We start from the raw sequence: 20,241 nt of genomic DNA, 5'->3' as shown, positions 1-20,241 counted from the left end.
GGGTGAACCGCACCGATCGTCTGTACGGGCTCGTCGAGGAGCTGCGGGCGGTCTCGCCCCGGCCGCGGAGCGCGCGCCGTCTCGCCGAGCGGTTCGAGGTGTCGGTGCGGACCATCGAGCGGGACCTGTCCGCGCTGCAGCAGGCGGGTCTGCCGATCTGGGCGGAGCCCGGCCGCACGGGCGGCTACGTCATCGACGCGTCCGCGACCCTCGGGCCGGCCGGATTCACGGTGGAGGAGGCCGTCGTCGTGCTGATCGGCCTCAGCGCGCTGCAGCGCAGTCCGTTCCGGCAGGCAGCCAGGACCGCTGCCCGGAAGACGCTCGCGGTCCTGCCGGACGACGTGGCCGCCCGCGCCGGCGCGGTCGCCTCCCGGGTGCACTTCCTCGAGAGCGAGGAGGAGGCGGTCGTCCCGGCGGAGTTCGCGACGGCCCTCCGAGCGGATCGTGTCGTCCGGCTGCGCTACCGCGACAGCAGCGGCGCGGAGTCGGTCCGCGACGTCGAACCGCTCGGCTCGATCGGGAAGGAGGAGCACTGGTACCTGATCGCGTGGTGCCGGCTGCGGGAAGGGGTCAGGGCGTTCCGCGGCGACCGGATGCTGTCGGTCGAGGTGACCGACGAGCGGCCTCCGCAGCGCACCCTGCGAGCCGAGGACCTCGCGCTCCAGTACGGACGGCTGCGGTCCGTCGTCGACGACTGACCCGCTCCGGGGACGGCCGCCGCGGACCTCGCGGAGTCGTGGACGATCTTCGGAAACACCGACAGGACGGTGTCGCGACGACCGGCGAGCCTGGTGCCATCGCCTCATCCCGGCCCTGAAGGAGCCCCATGTCGTTCACCTCCCTCCGCATCGTCACCGACGACCTCGACGGCCTCGTCGCCTTCTACGAGCAGGTCGTCGGCCGACCGGCCGAGCGCCCGGCGCCGGTCTTCGCGCAGTTCACGGGAGCGGGTGCGACCCTCGCGATCGCCCGCACCTCGACGGTCGCGATGCTCGACGGCGCCGTCGTCCCCGCGTCGAACCGCTCCGTCCTGCTCGAGTTCGAGGTGGCCGACGTCGACCGCGCCTTCGCCGAGCTCGCACCCCGGAGCGAGGACGTGGTGCTCCCGCCGAGCCCCATGCCGTGGGGCAACCGCTCCGCCCTCGTCCGCGACCCGGACGGGAACGTCGTCAACCTGTTCAGCAGGCCCGCCGGCTGATCGGGCGCACTCCGTCGGTCCGAGCACGCTCACGCCTGGCCGGTGGGACCCGACGGGGATCGCGGAGACCACCGGGGATCCTCTCTCGCGACGCGATCCTCCCGAGCGGGCGTGGCGTCGGGCCGAGCGCGACCGGTCTGCGGTTCGCAGGCGGGATCACGGCGACTCCGTCCAGCGTGACGTCCCGACCGCACTCCGACCGGCGAGACGGCCACCCGCCGCCGGTGTCCTCGGCGGTACCCTCGCGGCATGACCTTCGTGAACGTCGGCACCCTCGGGGCCGTCCCCGGCAGACGCGACGAGCTCGTCGCCGTCCTCACCGAGCACAACGACGACCTCGTCGACGCCGGCTGCCTGCTCTACGAGGTCGGGGTCGACGACGAGCAGCCCGACACCGTCTTCGTCGTCGAGCTGTGGGAGAGCGCCGAGGCGCATCGGGCCTCCCTCGCCCTCCCCCGGGTCCAGGCCGCGATCGCGACGGCGCGCCCGCTGCTCAGCGGCGCCTTCGGCGGCTACCGCTTCGACGCAGCAGGCTCTCCCCTCCGGAGCTGACTCGCGCCGAAGGCCTGCCGGCCGTCGGCACAGGCCGACCTGGAGTGAGCGGGCCGTCCGTCAACGGAAGACCTCTTCCTCCGTCAGCGCCGGCAGCGGCAAGACGTCGCTCTGGCTGCATCCGGCCATCGCGCTGCGGTTCACGTACCACGGCGGGCGACCACCCGTGATCAGCGCGGAGTGGGTGCGACTGCTCCTCGGGAACTCCTACGCCCCGCCAGGGCTGCTCGTCCTGCCCGAGCCCGACTCCTCGCGTCCCGAGGGTCGCTCGTCGGCCTGACCGCCGAGCGATCGGCCTGAAGGCGCTCATCTGCAGTCGCTCAGAGGACGGCCGACGCCACGGATGCCGTCTCGGCGACGTCGACGACGACGGGCGCGACCGCCTCGGCTCGCACGGGCGGAGCCGTGCGAGCGGCTTCGCCCCTGGACGGCACGAAGCAGATCGGGACCGGCGCGACCGGGCGTCACCGGGTGCCGCGGTCGCGTCTGTCGACCGCCCCAGGAGCTGTCAAGTCTCTCCCCCGTCGGCCTCGGCGCTGCGCACGCTGGGGGCATGAAGCAGCTCCTCTTCGCGAACAAGACGATCCTCGTGGGAGACGACGCGGCGGACGCTCTGGTCGAGTACGGCGTCGCCCTCGCCGCCAGCAGCACGGCGGACCGCGTGGAGTACACCGGCATCGGCGCCGACGGCGGCACCGTGCAGGCGGTGTTCCTGCTCAACGCCGGCGCCGCCCTGGTCGCCGAGACCACTCCCTCCGATCTCCCCGAGCCGGACAACACGGCCGAGGTCGCCCGCATCCGCGAACGCACCAGGGCGCTCACGGGAGTGTTCCCCGTGCAGCCGAGCGAGGACGACATCACCTTCGACGTCGAGCTCGAGCACGGCTTCGGACACTGACCGGCCCGCCCATGCCCTCCCTCCACGCCCCCTGGCCGACGCTCTGACCGGGGACACGGACGACGCCGAGGTCCGTCGCTGGGCGGCATCCCGCGCCCCGCTCACGCCGGGGACGATCGCCGTGCTGCAGGCCGTCGGCTTCATCAGCGCAGCGCAGCGGGTCCCCGCCGACACGGCCCTCGCTCTCCTGCTGACGGCGGCGGAGGACGACCGGCGCGATCCGCCCGACGTGGCTCGCGATGTCCTCGCGCGCCGCCATCCCCTGGCCGATCCCGGTGACGATCGCGGCGCGTCGGGGACCCCGTGATCACCGCCCTTCGGGAGCCGTGGTCGGTCCGCCGCCGGGGGCGCTGTCTCCCGAGTCCGCGACGTGAAGTGCACCGCGCGCCGCCCGCCCCGCCCGCTGGATGCGCGCTCGCACCAGCCGCTGCAGCAGCGCGGGGTAGAGCTGGACGGCGATCGTCGACCCGAGCAGCCAGGCCGCGCCGCCCGTCGCACCCGTGACCGTCGCGGCGAGGGCGAGCGCGACTCCGACGGCCGTGCACGCGAGGTGCACCGCCTCGGAGCGGCGGGTGTGCTGATCGAGAGCGGTCAGTCCCGCGCGCGTGCCGTCGAAGCCGCGCTCGCGGGTGACGAGGCGGTTCCACCCGACGACGTCGAGCAGCCGGCCGAAGACGCCGACCCCGAGCGCTCGCAGCAGCGCCGGCTCGCGGCGACCCACGTCGAACCAGGACTGCTCGAGCGGACGCGTGCGCGCACCGAAAGTCAGGGCCGCCCAGCTGGTGAGGACCACCTGCGCGACCGCGGCGAAGACCGGATGCGAGGGTCCGATCGCGGTCCAGCCGGCCGCGAGGAGGGCGGCCGCGAGGACGGTGGGAACGAGGGTCCGGATCATCTCCGCTCCCTCCTGCTCGTGCTGCGGTGCTCGAGGCCAGTCCAGCAGATCCGCGGCATCCGTGCGCCGCATCCTCCTCCGGTCGCCCCGCACCGGGCATCCACCGCCGTCTCGGCAGCGCTTCCTTGACACCGCCGCCGGCCGGTCATCATCATGCAGTCACGACCGGCGGCGGCGCGCCACCGGCGTCCCGACAGGAACGGTGCACCGATGCCCACCATGCTCTTCGTCAACCTGGCCGTCGCCGATCTCGCCCGGGCGAGGGCCTTCTACGAGTCGCTCGGCTACTCGATCAACGAGGGCTTCAGCGACGAGAACGCCGTCAGCGTGGTGATCAGCGACACGATCACGGCGATGCTGCTCACGCGGGAGTTCTTCGCCGAGTTCACCAGCAAGCCGATCATCGACGCCACCACCTCGACCGAGGTGCAGCTCGCCCTCAGCGCCGACAGCAGGGAGGAGGTCGACACCCTCCACGGCAGGGCCCTCGCCGCGGGCGCGACCCCGGCCGGCGAGCAGGACCACGGGTTCATGTACTCCAAGAGCTTCGACGACCTCGACGGCCACCACTGGGACTTCGTCTGGATGGACCCGGCGGCGGCGGAAGGCGGCGCACCGGAGCTGTCCGTCGAGGAGATCCGGGCGAACACGACGCACAGCTGAGGCGCGACGCCGCGGAGGCGATACCGACCGTTCCGATGGTCCTCCGTGGACCTCGCGCCCGCTCATTCGCTGCCGGGCGTAGCGAGCTCGCCGGTGACGTACTGGGCGCGGCCGAAGCCGAAGGATCAGTCCGTGCTGCCGCTGCTGGCGATCCTGCTCCCGCCGCCGGAGCTGAGGGTTCCCGTGACGTTCGCCGTGGTGCTGATCGCCCTCGCCGCGACCGGGTTCCTCAGCGCCCGGGTCGGCGGCAGTCCGGCGCTGAGGCCGATGAAACGCATCGTCGCCGGCGGCGCTCTCGCTCTCGCGGCGACGTTCCTGATCGGTTCGCTGCTCGGCACCTCCGGCGCGCATTGATGCCCCGGATCCTCGTCGTCGAGGACGACTCGCAGATGGGCGCCCTCGTCGAGCGAGGACTGCAGGAGGACGGCTGCGACTTCGTGAGGGCGTTCCCGTCGAGGACACACCGCTGTACCGCCGCACTTCGAAAGCCACCGACACCGTTCTTGGGCACGGTGCACCGAGAAACGCCGCCCGAGCTTCAGGCCAGACTGGACTCCACCGACGTTGCTCTCGCCGAGAATCTTTCTCTTCCGAACGTGTCGTCCGAGCGAACGCCGTCATCGGGTCGACCGTCGGCGAGGACAAGGCACTGGTGAGTGCCCGACTCGAGGAGGAGGGTCTTCCCGATCTGACAGCGCTCGGTCAGATCACCCCCGCCACTCGGTCAGCTGGCGGAAGCTTCACCGGGACCGCAGGAAGACCATCGCCAGCCTGGCCGGGCTCGGAGACCGCCGACCGGAGTCCTCGTCCGCGACCCGTGCTTCGGGCGGGCGCTCTCTCGCCCTGATTCGACCGGTCGACAGGGCCGACCTTCGAGCCCTTCCGCCCCGCCTCCACCCCTCCACCGCTCCGGCGAGGCGGCCGCTTCCGCTCGTGAGGGGGCGGCGGACGCCGCCTCGGGTCGCCGAAGCCTCTCGGCGCTCCCTCCAGCAGGATGACCGCCGCGCTCACGCGTTGCGGACGCCCCTGTCGGCGACGACGACCTCGACGATCGACCACAGCATCACGACGAGCCCGACCGCCAGGGCGATGAACCAGCCAGGTCCGAGCTCGAGCGTCGCCGCTGGGATCGGAGCGGCGAGGTCGACCGCCCGGAGGTCGACCGTGCGCCCCACGATGCCGACCGCACTCAGGTCTATTCCCTCCGGGAGCTCCACCACGCCGGCGCTCCCCGTCAGGCCGAACGATCCGAGCAGGTCGCCGAGGTCGTACGAGATCGCCCCGATGTCGCCGAGAAGCTCGGTGACAGGCGCGGCGAGGGCGAGGACCGAGCCCGACGCGAAGGTCCAGCAACCGCCCACCAGAGCGGCCGCGACCGCCGCCGCCCGCGACGGCCGCCACCACGCCCGGACGAGGACGACCACGAGCACTGCCGCAGTAGCGATCACGGCGACGTCGAGCCCGGTCCCCCAGGCGGACACGCTGAGAGGCGGCACGATCCGGGAGTCGAAGGTGAACCACCCCACGAGCAGCAGAGATCCGGTGCCGGACACCGCGAGGACCAGTACTGCCAGCAGCACGAGCCTGAGGACAGTGAGGGGGCGGTGCGTCGCGCGCACGGCCGCGGTCCGCGAGGCCAGTCGCGCGCGCGCAGTGGCGATCGACGCAGACGCGGTCTGCGCAGGGGCAGCACCGGCCACGGCGTCGTGGCTCGGGACCCCGAACGGCGACGCCGACGCGCCCGAAGCACCCGTCCAGGGAGACGGCGTGCTCGGCGGCGGCGCGGTGCCGAACGGTGATGCACCGCGACCAGTGGCAGCGACTCCGGAGACATCGGGGCCGGAGGCGCCGAACGGATCGAACGTGTCGTTCATCCCGAACGGGGCGGAGATTGCCGGTTCGGCCGTGACCGGCGCGGGGGGCGTCGCCTGCGTGCCCGTCCGCAGGGGTCGCCGGGTCCGTCGGACCGCGACGACGACCATGAGCACGAGAGGTCCGACCAGCGGGACCAGCACGCTGATCGTGACCGCTGCCCATCGCGGAACGCCCGCGGGGAAGGCGAGTGCGAGGCCCGTGACGACCGCAACGATCACATAGCACCCGATCAGCAGCGCGGTGCTCTGCGCGAGGAAGTTCAGCCAGACGCCGATATCCATCGTGTCTCCTTGTCTTGGTCGAAGGCCGAAGCACGCCGCCTGTGCCGCTCGGCGAGATCCCGCAGCCGACGGACGATCTCCGTGGATGCGTGCGGGCCGGAGGAGAGCGTCGCGACGACGCCCGGCGGGCGCAGGACATCGGCGTGTGCCGGGACGACCGCGTGGTCAGCGGCACCCAGCATGAGTCGATCGAGCTCCGCATCCCCGGCAGCGAGGATCAGGTCCGCTCCGAGCCGGCGGGCGACCTCGGACATCGCCGTCGACTTCTCGACCGCGTGGGGTACCAGATAGACCTTTCTCCCCTGCCTGCTGCACCGCCACTCGATGTCCTCGGCGAAAGCGAGGAGCCGCCCGCGGGCGGCCTCCGCCTGGTCCGCCGCGGCGAGGACCGCATAGACGAAGACGCCGTCGACGATGCGGACGGTCGCGGTGGGCACGAGTGCGGCCGTGCGCTCCCTGACCAGGGAGACGCTCGTCCCGCCGGCCGCGACGGCGTCCAGGACCCGGCGCGACCAGGCCTCGACCGGCGAGCCGTCCTCGAGGAGGACCCCTCCGTTGGCGGCGATCCGGAAGCGGGTCGGCACCGAGTCGAACAGTGTCACCCTCGCAAGCTGCGCCACCGAGCGCGTCGTCGTCGGCACCACTGCCGCCAGGGAGGCGAGATCGATCAGATCGCGGGCGAGGGTCGGCGGTGCGTAAGCGGAGGCCCGGCCGTCGATCCGCTCGACGACCGCGAGCGCGTCGATGACGCCTTCCGCGGCGGTCGCCGAGTGGATGAGGGTGCGGTCGAGGTCGAGGAATGCGGCGATCACGGCGACTCCGCCCGCGCGATGATGCCGACGGCGGCGAACGGCATGGCCTCGTCGACGACGACCTCGACACCGCGGTCGGCGGCGAGGACCAGGAGGTGCTCGACGGAGTCGGCGGCGTCGGACCGCACGACCACCTGTCGGGGGACCCTGCGCAGGAGCACGCGCGTCGTCTCGCCGATGCCCGGCTTCAGCAGGTTGCGGTCCCGGACGCCGTGGCGCCGGAGCAGCCGCTCGATCTCGGCGTCGGCGCTTCCCAGCGCCGTCGGCTCCGACGTCGCGGGCGAGGGCGGGACAGCGGGGAAACGCGCCTGCACCACCTCCAGGAACTGCTCGGAGCGGTCGACCGCGGCGAGGTGCCGGTAGAACTTCGCGCCGTGGAACATGCCCGGACGGATGAGCTCGTCGTTCAGGACCGTGCGCGAGACAAGTCCCGACACCGTGGAGTTCAAGCAGGCCGAGGGCACGAGCATGTCGTCGCGGGTCGCCCGGATGTCCGCGACGCCGAGCGGGTCGCTCAGCACCGCGAGCGAGGGTGCGACCCGGCCGCCGGGCGGGAACCGGTGCGACGCCAGGGCGGCCCGCAGCGTCGAGGCGATCACGCCCTTCCCGGTCCAGCCGTCGATGAAGACGATCGACTCGGGAGCAGCCGTAGCGATCACGTGATCGAACGCGACCGCATCGATCCCCCGGTCGCGGATGACCGAGATCGCGAAGTGCGGCACCTCATTGCCCCTCGCCAGGAACCAGCGGCGCAGCAGCACGCCGATCGGTACCCCGGCCCGCGCGAGCGACACAAGGACGGGGTGCGGGCCGTGCCGCCGCTCGATCTCGACGCCGAGCGCGGCGACCCCCTCGGCCACGGCGCCCGCCCCTCGGGTGAGCGCGTGCTCGTAGGCCTCGAGGTAGCGGGCAGTGGGCTCGTACTCGATCGGCAGCGACTCGGAGTAGTGCCGCCGGCCTGTCTGAATGAGGTCCTCTCGCTCCTCCCGCGGCCGTTCGAGAGCGCGATCGGAGAGGTCGGTCAGCAGCCACACGACGTCGTCTGCCCGGTAGGACGAGAAGTCCGGACCGGTAAGGGGCGGCGGCCCGGCTGTCGCCTCGTCGGCGGGGGCCATCAGCACGTCGATCACGCGGGACGACCGGGCGAGGCTCGCGGGGAGGGCGTCCGGGGCGTCGCCGTCGGGCGAGACGGACTCGTCGTGGCAGACGACGACGACGCGGAGTCCTCTCGGGTCTCGGGCGAGGTTGTAGGCGAACCGCAGCGCGGCGCTCTCGCCGGCCACGTCCATCCGCACGGCGATGCCCGAGCGCAGTCCGTACGCGGGGTGATTGAGGACGAGGCCCGGCGAGCGGGTCGTCGAGCTCGTGAGGACGCGGGCGGCGGTCCTGCCCTCGAGGTGCTCCGCGAGGAGCTGCGGTGCACGGAGGAACTCCTCGGTGCCGAGGACGAGGATCTCGTCCTCCGCGCCGAGCTCGGCGAGTCCCTCGCTCTGCAGGACGCGGTCGCCCAGCTCAGCAACCGCCTCGCGCAGACGCCGACGGTCCTCACGCCCGGATCCCCGGGCGGAGCGCGTGGGCAGCACCTCCGCGCGGATCCTCCTGATCGCCGCTGCCGGCGAGGCGAGGACAACGGGGGCGGCCGCGCCGCTGCCGACGAGCCCCTCGAGCGCCGAGGGGACGAAGTCCTCCGGCACCTCGTGGATCGCGACCAGCCTCACAGGGGCGGCGAGCAAGGCTGCCTCTTCATCCCAGGCAGCCCGGCGCTCGGCGGACCGCGAGTCGTGCAGCGCGGCCACGACCACGAGCGGCGCAGGGTGCTCCTCGAGGAGCAGCCGCGCGAGCGCGAGGACGGTGCGGCCCGAGGTGACCTCGTCGTCGACGAGGATGAGTGCGCCGATCTGCCCCGGTGGCAGAGCCCCCGCCAGGAGGTGGTGACCGGGCGCGTGCGAGTGCACCTCCTCGAAGGCACCGTCGGCGACGTCGCCGGGGAGGAGATACCTCGTCGAGTGGGCGTCCCAACGGGCGCCGAGAGCATCGGCGACCGCTGCGGAGAGGCCGGTCGCCGTCTCGGCGAAGCCGAGCACGACCGCCTCCGATGGCTCGAGGCCGGCCGCTCGGACCGCGTCCTCGACCAGCTCGGTGAGCCGTTGCGCCGCACCGCGGACCACTGACGGCGCGACGGGAACGTGCTTGCCCAGCAGCGAGCTCACGAGGAGCTGCCTGCGGAGGGGGTTGTCGCGCAACGCAACGGCCAGCGGCACCGAGGAGGTGCCCGCTGCGGTCACCGGCTGATCCGATCGAGCTGCATCATCAGGTCGACAAAGCCTAGATCCGGCCTCAGCACGCCGAAGGCTGCGGCCCTCAGCAGCACCCGGTCGGCCCAGGCGGTGTGCGGCCGCACCTCGTTCATCTTGTTTTCCGCCGCGCTGCGGAGCACGCCTCCGCGATCTCTCGCAGCCGAGACGGCGACGGCGTCGCAGAACTCCTCGTGCCTCACGGCGCTCAGCGCGTGGACCACGGAGACGTGCGACGGGTGGATCACCGTCTTGCCCGAGAGGCCGTTGATCTTGTCGAGCTCGATCTCATTGATGAGGCCGTCGAGGCACTTGTCGAGCAGCGCGCGCCGGTACTGGGGGGCGTCGCGCTCGAGGAACGGCGACTCCCGCAGCCGCGGCTTCTGCAGACGGCTGCGCTTGCTGAAGTGCTCCCACACAGCGCCCGACACCGGGTAAGCCCACGGCCGCTCCCTGGCGAACACGTTGACGATGTCGCCGATGGCGTCGGCGACGACTCGGACGTCGTAGATCGTCGACTCGCCGTCTCGGCGCAACCCGAAGGCCGACGCGAGATCGGTCGCTCCGATGCGCACGCAGAGGACCGACTCCCGGTGCTCGTCCAGCAGTCGCCGGATCGCCAGCAGCTGAGCGGATCGCGTCTCGCGGTGAGCGACCGATACGGCCTCGATCACCGGCATCACGAAGAAGCGCTTCTCGGCGGCCTCCTCGGCTCCGGCGACGGCGGCGAACGCGGCCTCGCCGCTCTCACCCGCCTCGAACTTCGGCAGCACGAAACCCGTCAAGTCGGCGCATCCGGCGCGGCCGAGCGCCTGTGCGATACGGAGCATCCCGTCGGCGTCGGCGACACGCACGAACACCGCGGGAAGGGCACGCTCGGACCCCGGCTCGTCGGCTGCCTCGGCCGAGAGGCGGGCGAGCGCGGCGATGACCGCCGCCTCCGCCTCCGGTCGGCACTCGGGTCGGACGGCGTCCTCGAGGTCCATGACCAGACACTGCGCACCGTTGCGGCGCCGTGACAGGACGTCGTCGACCAGGCAGGGGCGGTCACCGGGCAGGTAGAGCGTCGCCCCGAGGGCCTGGCCGAGCTCTCCCGTGACGGAGTCGAGCGGGATCGGGCCGGGCCGGACTTCGAACAGCTGGTCGAGCTGGTCGGAGGAGAGCGAATCGAAGTGCTGCAGGTACATGGGTTCAGACCGCCTCTCGCACCTCTGCGGAGTGGGCCTCCGTGGCTGCGACACGACGGTTGACCACGATGCTGCTCAGCCATCCTGCACTGATGAAGACGACGCCGATGAGGCCCGTGACGAGTTCGGGGATCTCGATCGAGACCGTCAGCAGCATGATGACGGCGAGCGCGCCCACCGCCCAGAGTGCGCCGTGCTCGAGAAAGACGAATTCGCGCAGAGTCCCCCGGTGCACGAAATGGATCGTGAGCGAGCGGATGTACATCGCGCCGACGCCGAGTCCGATCGCGATCAGGATCGGGTCGGAGGTGATCGCGAAGGCCCCGATCACGCCGTCGAACGAGAAGCTCGCGTCGAGTACCTCGAGATAGAGGAACAGGAAGAAGGCCGCCTTTCCGGCCACCTTCGCCGTCGCGCTCGTCGTCCCCGGCTCCGGCATGTCGTCGACCTGCTCCTCGAAGACCTTGCCGAGGGCGTTCACGAGCAGGAAGGCGCCTGTTCCGATCGCTCCGGACACGAGGACCACAGCGGGATCGGGCGCGAGGAACTCCGCCACCGACACCAGGACGGCGAGCGCGACGACGACGTGGATGTTCTGGACCCTGCCGAGCTTCTGGAGGGGTCCTTCGACCCATCGGATCCAGAGGCGCTCGCGCGGGTCGAAGACAAAGTTCAGGAAAAGCATGAGCAGGAACATGCCGCCGAACGCGGCGATCGCCGGGTGGGCCTCGTGCAGGATGTAGCCGTAGCTGCCCGGCTCCTCCGGGTCGCCCTGCTCCATCGCCAGAGAGACCGCCTGCACGGGGCCGAGCCCCGCCGTCGCCGCGACGACCACGAAGGGGAAGACCAGGCGCATGCCGAAGACGGCGATGAGCACTCCGATGGTGAGGAAGATCCGCTGCCAGAAGGCAGTCATCCGGTCGAGGATCCCGGCGTTCACGACAGCGTTGTCGAACGACAGCGACACCTCGAGAACACAGAGGATGAGGACGAGGACCATGCCCTCCACTCCGCCGTAGAGGAACCCGAGCGCGATTCCCCCGAGGGTGACGGCGTAGGACCATCCGAAGGTCTTGAGCATGTTCTTCCCATCTCGTCGTACTGAGGCGGATCGCAGATCGACGGCCGCCGAGTGTCCGCGGCCACCGGAGAGCCGGTGACCGCGGAAAGGAACGTCAGACGTTGACGCCGAACCGGCGCAGCGTGCCCTCGAAACCTCCGTCGTAGGTGTCGCCGAGCGCACGGAACTTCCACTCGGCACCGTCCCGGTAGACCTCGCCGAAGACGAGGGTGCTGGTCGACCCGGCGCCCTCGCCCAGGTCGAAGCGCGCGAGCTCGGTGCCGCCGTCGTTGTTCACGACCCGGATGAAGGAGCTGGCGATCGACGAGAAGGTCTGACCCTTCTTCTCGGCGTCGTAGATGCTCACGAGGAAGGTCACCGACTCGACTCCGGCGGGGACGCCGAGGAGGTCGATGACGATCTGCTCGTCGTCGCCCTCGCCCTCGCCGGTGAGGTTGTCGCCCAGGTGGCTCACTGCTCCGCTCGAGTGCACCAGGTTCCCGTAGAAGACGAAGTCCGAGTCCTGCACGACGCGACCGGAGGCGTCCAGGAGGAGCGCCGATGCGTCGAGGTCGGTGGTGCCGCCGAAGCCCTGCGGCGCCGGGTCCCACCCGAGGCCGACGGTGATCGCGGTGAGTCCGCGAGGTCCTGCTTCCTTGGTGAGCGAGATGGTCCCGCCCTTGCTGAGGCTGATGGCCATGAGTGTGGTTCTCCTTCGTTGAGTCGTGCAGTGGTGGAGCGGTGGTGGAGGTGAGGTCAGAGGATCCGGGCGACGGCCGGCAGCAGATCGCGGATCGTGCGACCCTGGGCACGCTCGCCGATCGCCTGCATCGTCCAGCCAGCGCCGTCGCGGACGAGCTTCGCCATGATCTGGGCGGTGTGGCTGCCGGAGCCGGAGAGTGCGTAGCGGGCGATCTCGACTCCGTTCGAGGCGTCGACGATCCGGCAGAAGGCGTTGTCGATCTGGCTGAAGTTCTCGCCCGAGTAGCTGTTGACGACGAAGACGAGCGTCTGGGCCGCTGGATTCACAGCGAGGAGGTCGACGACGATGCTCTCGTCGTCGCCGTCCCCGGCCCCCGTGCGGTTGTCGCCCGTGTGGCGGATCGCGCCGTCCGCGCTGACGAGCTGCTGGAACCAGACCTGGTCGATCAACCGCCCGGAGGCGTCGTAGATCAGGCAGGAGGCGTCGAGGTCGATCTCCTGCTCCTTCTCGCGGCCGAAGAAGCCGCGGACGGTCTTGGCGTCCCAGCCGAGACCCATGTGGGCCCGAGTCAGCGTTCCGCCCTCCCGTTTGAGGAGGGAGACGCGCTGTCCCTTGCTGAGGCTGATGGTCATGGTGTTCTCCTTGTCGAGATGGTCGGGTGCGGCGGAGGTCGGCGGCTCAGGCGAGCACGCCGGTGCGGGCGAGGGTCCACTTGAGCGGGTCGAGGCAGCGGAAAGGCGCGATGCCCCTCGCGTTCAGTTGCTGCCCGTCCGGCGACTCGCCGAGAGCGGAGACGGCGAAGAAGCGGTGATCGATCGGGCTGCCCTCGTGCGGGTTCTCGAGCGTCAGCACGATCGGCCCCGCGTTCATCGCGTAGAGCAGGCTCTTCACCTCTTCGTGGAGCAGGCCGCCGTCGACCGTGTCGTAGGACGGGGCGGCGTGGTCGGGCTCGCGCAGCATCGCGGATCCCGCGTTGGACATCACCGACGACCAGGCCACGTCCTCGACCTCGCTCAGGCGCTGGACGGCGTCGAACTTCGAGAGGACCACGGCGAGACGGCTGAGCCGGCCGCCCGTCAGGGTGATCAGGTTGTTCAAAACGGTGAGCGGATTCACGCCGGACCCGCGCTGAGCGGGGATCACGTCGACGAGTTTGTCGCGCACCGACGGGACCGCCAGCGGGTCGAACATGAAGAAGATGCCGTCCGCGTTGGCCAGGAACGCCAGATGGCCCGCGCGCGCGGGCGGCTCCTCCATCTCCTCGCCCGCGACGTCCCGCAGGACGATGAAGCGCCGCACCCCGCGGATCGTTCCAAGGCTGTAGATGAGGGGCGTCCTCTGGTACGAGTCGGCGCTCTGCGACCGAGGGGTCGGAGCCATCAGGCCCCGCTCCTCGAAGAGGGGGGCCTCGTACACCCGCGAGTAGGTGCGGCGCGTCTCGTCGTTCGCGGCCTGGAGCACAGTTCCGAGCCGCTGCGCCATCTCTGCGAGCTGCTTGACGACCACGGCGATGTAGAGGCTCTTGCCGGTGGCGCGCGCTCCGTTCATCGCGATGCAGGTCGCGTGCCCGCTGCGGTACCCACTCGGCAGGGGGCAGTGGCAGCTCGGGCAGGCGTCAGAGAGGGGCTCGCGGCACTCGGGGCACTCGAGCCCGGTGGGCGGGCTCCAGTTGCGGGCGTCCGCCGGGCGGACGAGCGCATAGCGCGTCCCCGTCATGACGTCCTCGTGCGCGTAGCGGGTGGCGTCGGGATCGAGCGTCTGGGCGCAGCGGCCCGTCGTGCAGATCCAGGCGAAGGAGGCGTCGCCGATCAGCGAGAAGCAGCTTGGGCACTTCGTCATCGGCCGACCCTCGCGTAGGGCTCCGTGCCGGGAGCGAAGCAGCCGGCGAGCAGGGAGCGCACCAGGCGGCGGAGCAGTTCCGCATCGCTCCGGAACGCCTCGGCCAGGCTCCGGCCCGCGGGATCGGTCTCGATGAAGGTGTGCGGCGTCGACGGCGGTGTCTGCAGCTGCCAGGCCGACCGCGATCCGATGACCACGAGGTGTCGGGCCTCGCCGTCGATCTCGTCGGCGGCCTCGAAGGCGCCGATGTCGGCGGGGACCGCGTCGGTGACGACGTAGGTGACCGTGTTCCCTTCCGCGAAGCCGCTCAGCGCTGGGGCACCCGACCGCACTCCGCTCGAGCGCGGCGCCTCCCGGAGTGCCGAGATCACCGCGCGCTCGGCCGGCTCGTCGGGCGGGACGGCACGGAAGGCGACGGACGCGCCGACCACCGCCGCTCCGCGCCTCCTCTCGGTCGAGAGCACGGAGGCGACACCGTCGAGGACGGCGACGACCGCCTCCGCCGTGGACGGATCGGCGGCGGTCGCGTCCTCGGCGAAACGGCGGAAGGACGCCGAGCCGTCGAGCGCGACCACCACGTGCAGGGCGCTCGTGGGCGACACCTCCTGCGCCCCCAGGATCCCGACGGTCGCGACCTGCGCCTCCGCCGCGACTCCGCTCAGCCGGTACCGGCGCTCGGAGATCCCGGCGCCGCGCACCTGCACCCCGTCGCCGCCCGGCTCGAGGATGACAACCTCGCGCTCGGCGAGGCCGGCGAGGTCGAGGGGAGGCACGACCGCCCTCTCCGGGTCGGAGGACCGCGCGTCGTCGATCCCGACGCTCACATTGGCGACCGCACCGGCGGGGAAGAGCTCGCTGCCGATCGGCACGAGGCGGATCATCGTGCGCTCTGTCACCCTCGGCACGATGAGCAGGTCCGGCCTCGGACGGACGGCGGTCGTCAGCGGCCCGCCCGCGACGACCGCGTCCAGACGCGCCGACCCCGCCTGCATCTGGAGGCGCACGGTGAGGGGCCTGTCGCTCAGAGTGACGACGGCTCCGCCCGTGATCATGTAGCTGGGCATCAGCGTTCCTTTCGGTCGGTCAGGAAGGAGGCGAGTCCGTCGCGGAACGATCCGCGGGGACGCGGACCCTTCAGTTCGCGCTGCCAGACCTTGGCGGAGCGCTCGATCGCGGTCAGGAGCTTGTCGCCGCCCACCGCGCCGCGGACGGTGACGACCGCCCTGAGCTGGTCGACGAGGACGGCGGTCACCGCCCCCGGATCGAGGTCGCCCTGGGCGGCCAGCTCGCGGAGCGGCCGATCGAGCAGTCGGATCGTGCGGCCGGCCCCGTCGGACACGGTCAGCGCCGCGAGGGCATGCGCTCGGGGGTCGACGAACGACGGGTCGGGGAAGTCGTCCGACGTCACGAAGGCGAGCCTCGCGAGTCCGAGAGCGTGCCTGGGCGCCTGCGCCCCGCTCTCGAGTCGCGTCCGCAGGCGCTCCTCCGCACCCTCCGAGGCGTCGCTGAACGTGCGGATGAGGGCGATTTCGGCGTCCAGATGGTCCGCCGGATCCTCAGCGGCGAGGAAGGAGAGCGTCGTGGCGGCGGCCGCGGCTCGCCGTGCGTCGCCTGACGCCGCCTCGGTGCGGAGCACCCGCTCGAGAGACGGCCGCCACTCCCGGCTGAAGGGCACCTCGCCGAGCACGGACACGACGGCGGCCAGGTAGCGCGGACCGACGTCGACCGCCACCGGGGCCGGCGCGGCGGCGGCGCGCATGGCGACGACCGCGTCCCTCAGCTCGAGGACGTGCTGGGCGGGCACGAGCTCCCCCGTCGCCGACTGCGACATCGCGAGGCGGACGAGCGCGAACCGCGCCGAGGGCAGCCCCGGTCGCGAAACCTGCACCCGCCTGGCCAGCCCGCTGAGCGCATCACCCATCGGCGCCGAGGCGAGGGCGGCGGCGACGAACTCCTCGGGGAACTGCCCGCCGAACTCCTCCTCGAGCGCAGCGAACTCGGTGGGCAGCACCGCGCCCGGGAGCGCGGCCGCCCGGACGAGTGCGCGGCGGTCGACGGCCGGGATCTGCTCCCAGACCGCGTGCTCGGACAGGAGCGAGTAAGCGACGGTCGCCGTCAGCCCAGAGACCGGCACGCCCTCGCGCAGGAGCAGCATCGCGAGGGACAGCTGCACCGGCGGAAGAGCCGTGAGGGGCCCGCTCATCCGCTCCCTGATCGACGGCAGAAGCTGTCCGTCGCCGGCCAGCCACCGCAGGACCTCCTCAGGAGCGGCGCCCCCGGGAACGGGCTCCCGCTGGACCGGCACGGCCTCGAGCTCGACGATCAGCCGTTCGCGCAGGGGGAGGCTCATCACGCCCGCCCGGGCAGCGACGGCGATCCCGCGCTCGCCCACGAGGAGCTCGGCGACCGTGCGCAGGAGGGTCGCCGTCGCCGGTCCCGTCCGGCCGACGTCAGCGCCGAGCAGGCCCGCTCGGACGACGACGTCGAGCAGTCGCAGGGCGTGCACGGCCGACGTCACCGGCTCACGCGGATCCACCGGCCGGGCGAGGTCGGCGATCGCGGCCTCGGCGAGCGCCGTCAGCCGCTCCCGATCGGCGTCGAGGAGCGCCTGGTCGGGCAGCGGGACGCCCTCGTCCCTCAGCAGCCACTCCGCGTCCGACACGCAGCGCTCGAGGTAGGCCGACCCCATGAGCTCCCGGATCAGGAGAGACGACCTCGTGTCGCGAGCGTCCAGCTCCCGCCAGACGCCCCATGTGGTCGAGCCGATCGACGAGGAGACGACCGCGACGGTCCTCTCGTAGAGGTCGAGGTCTTGGCGGATGCCGTCGGGCGAGGCGTCCAGCAGCACCCGCGAGGCCTCGTCGCGCGCATCCATCGTCTCGTCGCCGAGGAGCACGACCGCCATGGCCAGCGGCCACTCCGGCGCGAGACCCCGGTCGCCCACCCGCAGCACCGCTTCGTCGAGGACGACGAGCACTCGGCGCGCGACCTCGTCGTCGACGAGGACCATCTGCGCTGCTCCCGACCAGTTCGAGGCAGCGACCTCGCTGCCCGCCGCCGTGACATGGGGTTCACCGCCCGCCTGGCCGACCGCCGGTATCTCGGCCTCGTCGATCACGACGGCGCCCGCGAACGCCGAGCGCTCGCCGACGTCGATCCGCGGTACGACGGCGATGTGCACGCCCCTCGCCCACGCCGCTCCGAGACTGCTTGCGCGCTCGTAGAGGGACCAGGAGAGGGTGCGGGCCGTCGAGGGCGCCATGAGACGCTGAACCGACCCCAGCCACAGCGCTCCGGTGTCCTGCGAGTCCGCGATGAGCACCACCGGGGGCCCTCCGCGCAGCGCGGCGACGGAGGCGTCCATCAGGACCGAGAGGACGCCGGCGCGCCAGGTGCTCGGGTCGCACACGAACGAGACGACGGAGTCGAGGGTGACGACCGCGCCGCGCTGCGGCATCCCCGCCGCCCGCAGTCGCGCGGCAGCGACCTCGAGGTGCGAGAAGGGCGTCAGGAGGTCCGGCGACCGCCAGAGCTCGACGGGCCGCAGCGGAGGCTCCGGCTCGTGCGGCCGCCTGTCGAACACGACGTGGTTGTAGACGTTGTCGGGGCGCCCCGTGCTGTCGGCTCCCGCCTCCGAGGACTGGAGGTAGACCGCAGAGCCGTCGACCGACGCGAGGTGCATCAGGCGCAGCGGCCGGGCCTCGAGCTCCGCCGCCGCAGGGAAGTCCGAGAGCCTGACGTGCGATCCGAAGCTCGTGACGGCGGAGGCTGTGACGAAGCCGATCTCGGCCTGCGTCGGCTCGCCCGCCTGCAGCTGGACCCGCCAGCCCTGGTCGAGCGTGTACGTCGCCTGGCTCCACCGCGGACCGCCGGCCCCGCCCTGCTCAGCCACCGCGCGCCCTGTTCTGGAAGCCGCCGACCTTCTCCTTGAGGCTCTGCACCCGCAGGGTCTCGATGGGCGGGTCGAGCAGAGCCACGCGTCGCAGGACCGCGCTCGGGAGGTCGACGAACAGGCGGAGGTAGCCGGTCGGGTGCGGCACGTCCTGCTGCCACGCCGCGGGATCGGTGCGCCAGCCGGGCTGCTCGGAGCCGGGGGCCATCGCCGCGGGCACGAAACGACGGGTCGGTGCGACGACGTCGTCGACGTCGGGCACGACGGCCAGTGGCGTCCCGTCGCCGACGGTCAGGGGGAACCGCTCGGGATTGTGCACCAGCACGAACGGCGGCGAGCTCTCGAGAGCCCGCTCGGAGGTGAGGGTGACCGTCGCGGAGTAGCGGCCCATGAGAGTCCGCTTCACCACGCAGCGGTACGACAGACGGAGCAGGCCCGGATAGACGACGCTCCGCGCCGTGCTGAGCACGCGCTTGCCCCCGTCGAAGGCCACGGCCACGAGGTGGAGCTCGCAGCCGAGCGGATCGAGCCCGCCGGTGCGGTACTCCAGCGATCCGCGATCGAAGTACTCCGACTTCGAGATCTCCCTCGGCTCTCCCTGGACGGCGAGTGCGGAGTCAAGGCCGACGGGCGAGCGGTAGGCCATCACGACGTCCGCGCCGTCGGGCCACTCGAAGGTGATCCTCTGGTTCTGGACGCGCTCGACGATCCGGAGCTGCGCCACCGGCGGCACACGGACCCCTCGCACGGTCCGACCGACGAACGCCTGGCCGTCCATGAGCACGACGATCGTGAAGTACGCCCGCGTCCAGCCGCGCGGCCACGGCACGTCGCGCATCGAGGCCCGGGTGCCGTCCGTCGTGATCGGATGCGCCAGCCGGCTCTCGGTCGAGAGGTTGGCCTGCGGGAGGACCGTCTCCGGCACGATCTCGCGCTCGATCCCGGCGCTCGGCGGCGCCGTCGTGCGGTAGATGACGACGTCGCCCCCCGGCGGGACCGTCCACGACAGGTCGAAGAACGGAGCGTCGGCGTCGTCGTGCAGCTCGAAGGCGAGATCGAGGACGGGCTCGTGGACGTTGGGGATGTCGATCGGCACCGCCGTGGGGGCGGAGAGGCGCGGGACCCCGTCGATCACCGCCTCCGCGAAGACCTGGTAGAGGTACTTCTCCCCGCGCACGGCGTTTCTGTCGACGAAGCCGCCGAGGTTCGCCTCGTCGACGAGAATCCTGAAGCTCGGATCGCCCACGGTCAGAGCGCCGCGGGATCGGGGCACCCGGAACACCTGCACGCGCGTAGTGCCGCCGTGAGCCCTCCAGCGGCCGATCACGCGACCCTCGTCCTCCTGCACGTCGACATCGACGACCGGTGCGACCACGGCGCCGAAGGCGTGCAGCGAAGGCTGCGCGAGGACGGCGTCGCGCACATCGCGACCGACGTTCCGCCACACCTGGTAGTGCCGCACCGCGGTGGTGAACGGCCGCTCGTCCAGGGCGTCGGTCTCGACCGTCGCCGCGACGAGGTGACCGTCGTCCGGTGAGTAGGGGGCGTGCTCGTCGGCCGAGACGACGCGGAACACCGCGGTCGCTCTCGCATCGGCGTCCGACCAGACGGCGCGGAGGGACCCTTCCGGCCCGGGAGTGACGCGCAGCGGAGTCGGCACGCCCTCGGAGCCGCCGTAGGCGTAGGGCGCGAACGAGGCGGGGTCGATGGCGGGCGACGGGGCGGGGCGGTGGTCGCGAGCGGGACGGGCGCCGACGGCTCCGTCGCCGGGGGCGACGCCGGTGCCGGGGAGTCGACCGGTCCAGCGGAGGGCGCCTCCTCGGTGCGGCTCGCGAGCGTGCGGGCCACCACGGCTGCGATGTCGTCGGCGAACTGGCGCACGACGGGCGCGAAGGTCGCCCTGAGCTCGTCCGCCTCGCTCTTGCGCGATCGGGCGACGAGCCGAAGGTGGGTCTCGGTCAGCTGGCCGATCCCGGGTGCCTCGCGGGCGATGGCGTCCTCGCGCCAGCGCTTGAGCGCCGTCAGCACCGCCTCCTCGGGGGTCTCGGAGGCGGCGGGCAGGACCGGCGGAGCGGGCGGGACAGGCGGGACG

19 protein-coding genes and 1 pseudogene are annotated in these 20,241 nt (G+C 72.0%); 8 read left to right on the top strand and 12 right to left on the bottom strand.

The genetic code is table 11. The features are described from left to right. Positions 1 to 2: 2 nt before the first annotated feature. The 5 genes from C5C56_RS11755 (at position 3) to C5C56_RS11735 (ending at position 2,955) form a co-directional block, all read left to right on the top strand. Positions 3 to 698, top strand: a complete 696-nt coding sequence (locus C5C56_RS11755) for a YafY family protein (RefSeq protein WP_104319652.1) — start codon at positions 3 to 5, stop codon at positions 696 to 698. 128 nt (positions 699 to 826) lie between these two features. Further along, positions 827 to 1,198, top strand: coding sequence for a VOC family protein (locus C5C56_RS11750; protein WP_104309649.1), 372 nt, complete (start codon positions 827 to 829; stop codon positions 1,196 to 1,198). Positions 1,199 to 1,447: 249 nt separating this feature from the next. Further along, on the top strand, positions 1,448 to 1,750 hold the full coding sequence (locus tag C5C56_RS11745) for a putative quinol monooxygenase (protein ID WP_104226533.1): 303 nt from the start codon (positions 1,448 to 1,450) through the stop codon (positions 1,748 to 1,750). Positions 1,751 to 2,303: 553 nt separating this feature from the next. Further along, a complete protein-coding gene (locus tag C5C56_RS11740; RefSeq protein WP_104319651.1) occupies positions 2,304 to 2,648 on the top strand; it encodes a hypothetical protein in 345 nt (114 codons plus the stop codon). A gap of 121 nt (positions 2,649 to 2,769) precedes the next feature. Next, the gene (locus C5C56_RS11735) at positions 2,770 to 2,955 is read left to right on the top strand and encodes a hypothetical protein (protein WP_104233977.1); all 186 of its coding nucleotides are present in this window, start codon (positions 2,770 to 2,772) and stop codon (positions 2,953 to 2,955) included. Here the strand turns inward: C5C56_RS11735 and C5C56_RS17905 are convergent, their stop codons facing one another. Further along, positions 2,956 to 3,543, bottom strand: a complete 588-nt coding sequence (locus C5C56_RS17905; RefSeq protein WP_181137592.1) for a hypothetical protein — start codon at positions 3,541 to 3,543, stop codon at positions 2,956 to 2,958. It abuts the gene before it with no gap. Positions 3,544 to 3,753: 210 nt separating this feature from the next. Between C5C56_RS17905 and C5C56_RS11725 the strand changes: the two genes are divergently transcribed. Both C5C56_RS11725 and C5C56_RS11720 read left to right on the top strand, forming a co-directional pair. Beyond that, on the top strand, positions 3,754 to 4,206 hold the full coding sequence (locus tag C5C56_RS11725; protein WP_104226538.1) for a VOC family protein: 453 nt from the start codon (positions 3,754 to 3,756) through the stop codon (positions 4,204 to 4,206). Positions 4,207 to 4,335: 129 nt separating this feature from the next. Continuing rightward, a pseudogene (locus tag C5C56_RS11720) lies at positions 4,336 to 4,560 on the top strand (VIT1/CCC1 transporter family protein); the annotation flags it as partial. Between the two features lie 653 nt (positions 4,561 to 5,213). On the opposite strand, the gene C5C56_RS11715 reads toward C5C56_RS11720, so the two are convergent. The 11 genes from C5C56_RS11715 to C5C56_RS11665 all read right to left on the bottom strand — a co-directional run bounded on the left by C5C56_RS11715 (position 5,214) and on the right by C5C56_RS11665 (position 19,809). Beyond that, the gene (locus C5C56_RS11715) at positions 5,214 to 6,362 is read right to left on the bottom strand and encodes a hypothetical protein (protein WP_104319648.1); all 1,149 of its coding nucleotides are present in this window, start codon (positions 6,360 to 6,362) and stop codon (positions 5,214 to 5,216) included. Beyond that, positions 6,341 to 7,174 carry a hypothetical protein gene (locus tag C5C56_RS11710; protein ID WP_104319647.1) on the bottom strand — a complete coding sequence of 278 codons (834 nt, stop codon included), beginning with the start codon at positions 7,172 to 7,174 and terminating at the stop codon, positions 6,341 to 6,343. The genes C5C56_RS11715 and C5C56_RS11710 overlap by 22 nt, the downstream gene beginning before the upstream one ends. Then, on the bottom strand, positions 7,171 to 9,459 hold the full coding sequence (locus tag C5C56_RS11705) for a phosphoribosyltransferase domain-containing protein (RefSeq protein ID WP_104319646.1): 2,289 nt from the start codon (positions 9,457 to 9,459) through the stop codon (positions 7,171 to 7,173). The genes C5C56_RS11710 and C5C56_RS11705 overlap by 4 nt, the downstream gene beginning before the upstream one ends. After that, positions 9,456 to 10,655: an HpcH/HpaI aldolase/citrate lyase family protein gene (locus C5C56_RS11700; RefSeq protein WP_104319645.1), complete on the bottom strand. Its 1,200-nt coding sequence runs from the start codon at positions 10,653 to 10,655 to the stop codon at positions 9,456 to 9,458. Before C5C56_RS11700 ends, C5C56_RS11705 begins: the two co-directional genes overlap by 4 nt. 4 nt (positions 10,656 to 10,659) lie before the next feature. Further along, the gene (locus C5C56_RS11695) at positions 10,660 to 11,736 is read right to left on the bottom strand and encodes a DUF475 domain-containing protein (protein WP_104319644.1); all 1,077 of its coding nucleotides are present in this window, start codon (positions 11,734 to 11,736) and stop codon (positions 10,660 to 10,662) included. 94 nt (positions 11,737 to 11,830) lie between these two features. Continuing rightward, positions 11,831 to 12,415, bottom strand: coding sequence for a TerD family protein (locus C5C56_RS11690; protein ID WP_104260779.1), 585 nt, complete (start codon positions 12,413 to 12,415; stop codon positions 11,831 to 11,833). A 56-nt stretch (positions 12,416 to 12,471) separates the two neighbouring features. Further along, positions 12,472 to 13,050 (bottom strand): TerD family protein, encoded by a 579-nt coding sequence (locus C5C56_RS11685; protein WP_104260778.1) that lies wholly within the window; start codon positions 13,048 to 13,050, stop codon positions 12,472 to 12,474. A 46-nt stretch (positions 13,051 to 13,096) separates the two neighbouring features. Then, positions 13,097 to 14,257: a hypothetical protein gene (locus C5C56_RS11680; protein WP_104260777.1), complete on the bottom strand. Its 1,161-nt coding sequence runs from the start codon at positions 14,255 to 14,257 to the stop codon at positions 13,097 to 13,099. Continuing rightward, positions 14,254 to 15,321, bottom strand: coding sequence for a hypothetical protein (locus C5C56_RS11675; RefSeq protein ID WP_104319643.1), 1,068 nt, complete (start codon positions 15,319 to 15,321; stop codon positions 14,254 to 14,256). The genes C5C56_RS11680 and C5C56_RS11675 overlap by 4 nt, the downstream gene beginning before the upstream one ends. Further along, entirely contained in the window at positions 15,321 to 18,149 is a 2,829-nt protein-coding gene (locus tag C5C56_RS11670) for a hypothetical protein (protein WP_104319642.1), read from the bottom strand. Before C5C56_RS11670 ends, C5C56_RS11675 begins: the two co-directional genes overlap by 1 nt. Further along, positions 18,142 to 19,809: a hypothetical protein gene (locus tag C5C56_RS11665; RefSeq protein WP_104319641.1), complete on the bottom strand. Its 1,668-nt coding sequence runs from the start codon at positions 19,807 to 19,809 to the stop codon at positions 18,142 to 18,144. The genes C5C56_RS11670 and C5C56_RS11665 overlap by 8 nt, the downstream gene beginning before the upstream one ends. 69 nt (positions 19,810 to 19,878) lie before the next feature. Here C5C56_RS11665 and C5C56_RS18165 point away from each other — a divergent pair. Next, a partial coding sequence (locus tag C5C56_RS18165) for a hypothetical protein (protein WP_219813889.1) occupies positions 19,879 to 20,241 on the top strand: 363 nt, incomplete at its 3' end.

The sequence above is a fragment of the Rathayibacter sp. AY1D1 genome (assembly GCF_002932635.1).
Taxonomy (GTDB): Bacteria; Actinomycetota; Actinomycetes; order Actinomycetales; family Microbacteriaceae; genus Rathayibacter.
The sequence above is the reverse complement of the archived record's forward strand: the minus strand, read 5'-3'. Positions and strand labels throughout refer to the sequence as shown.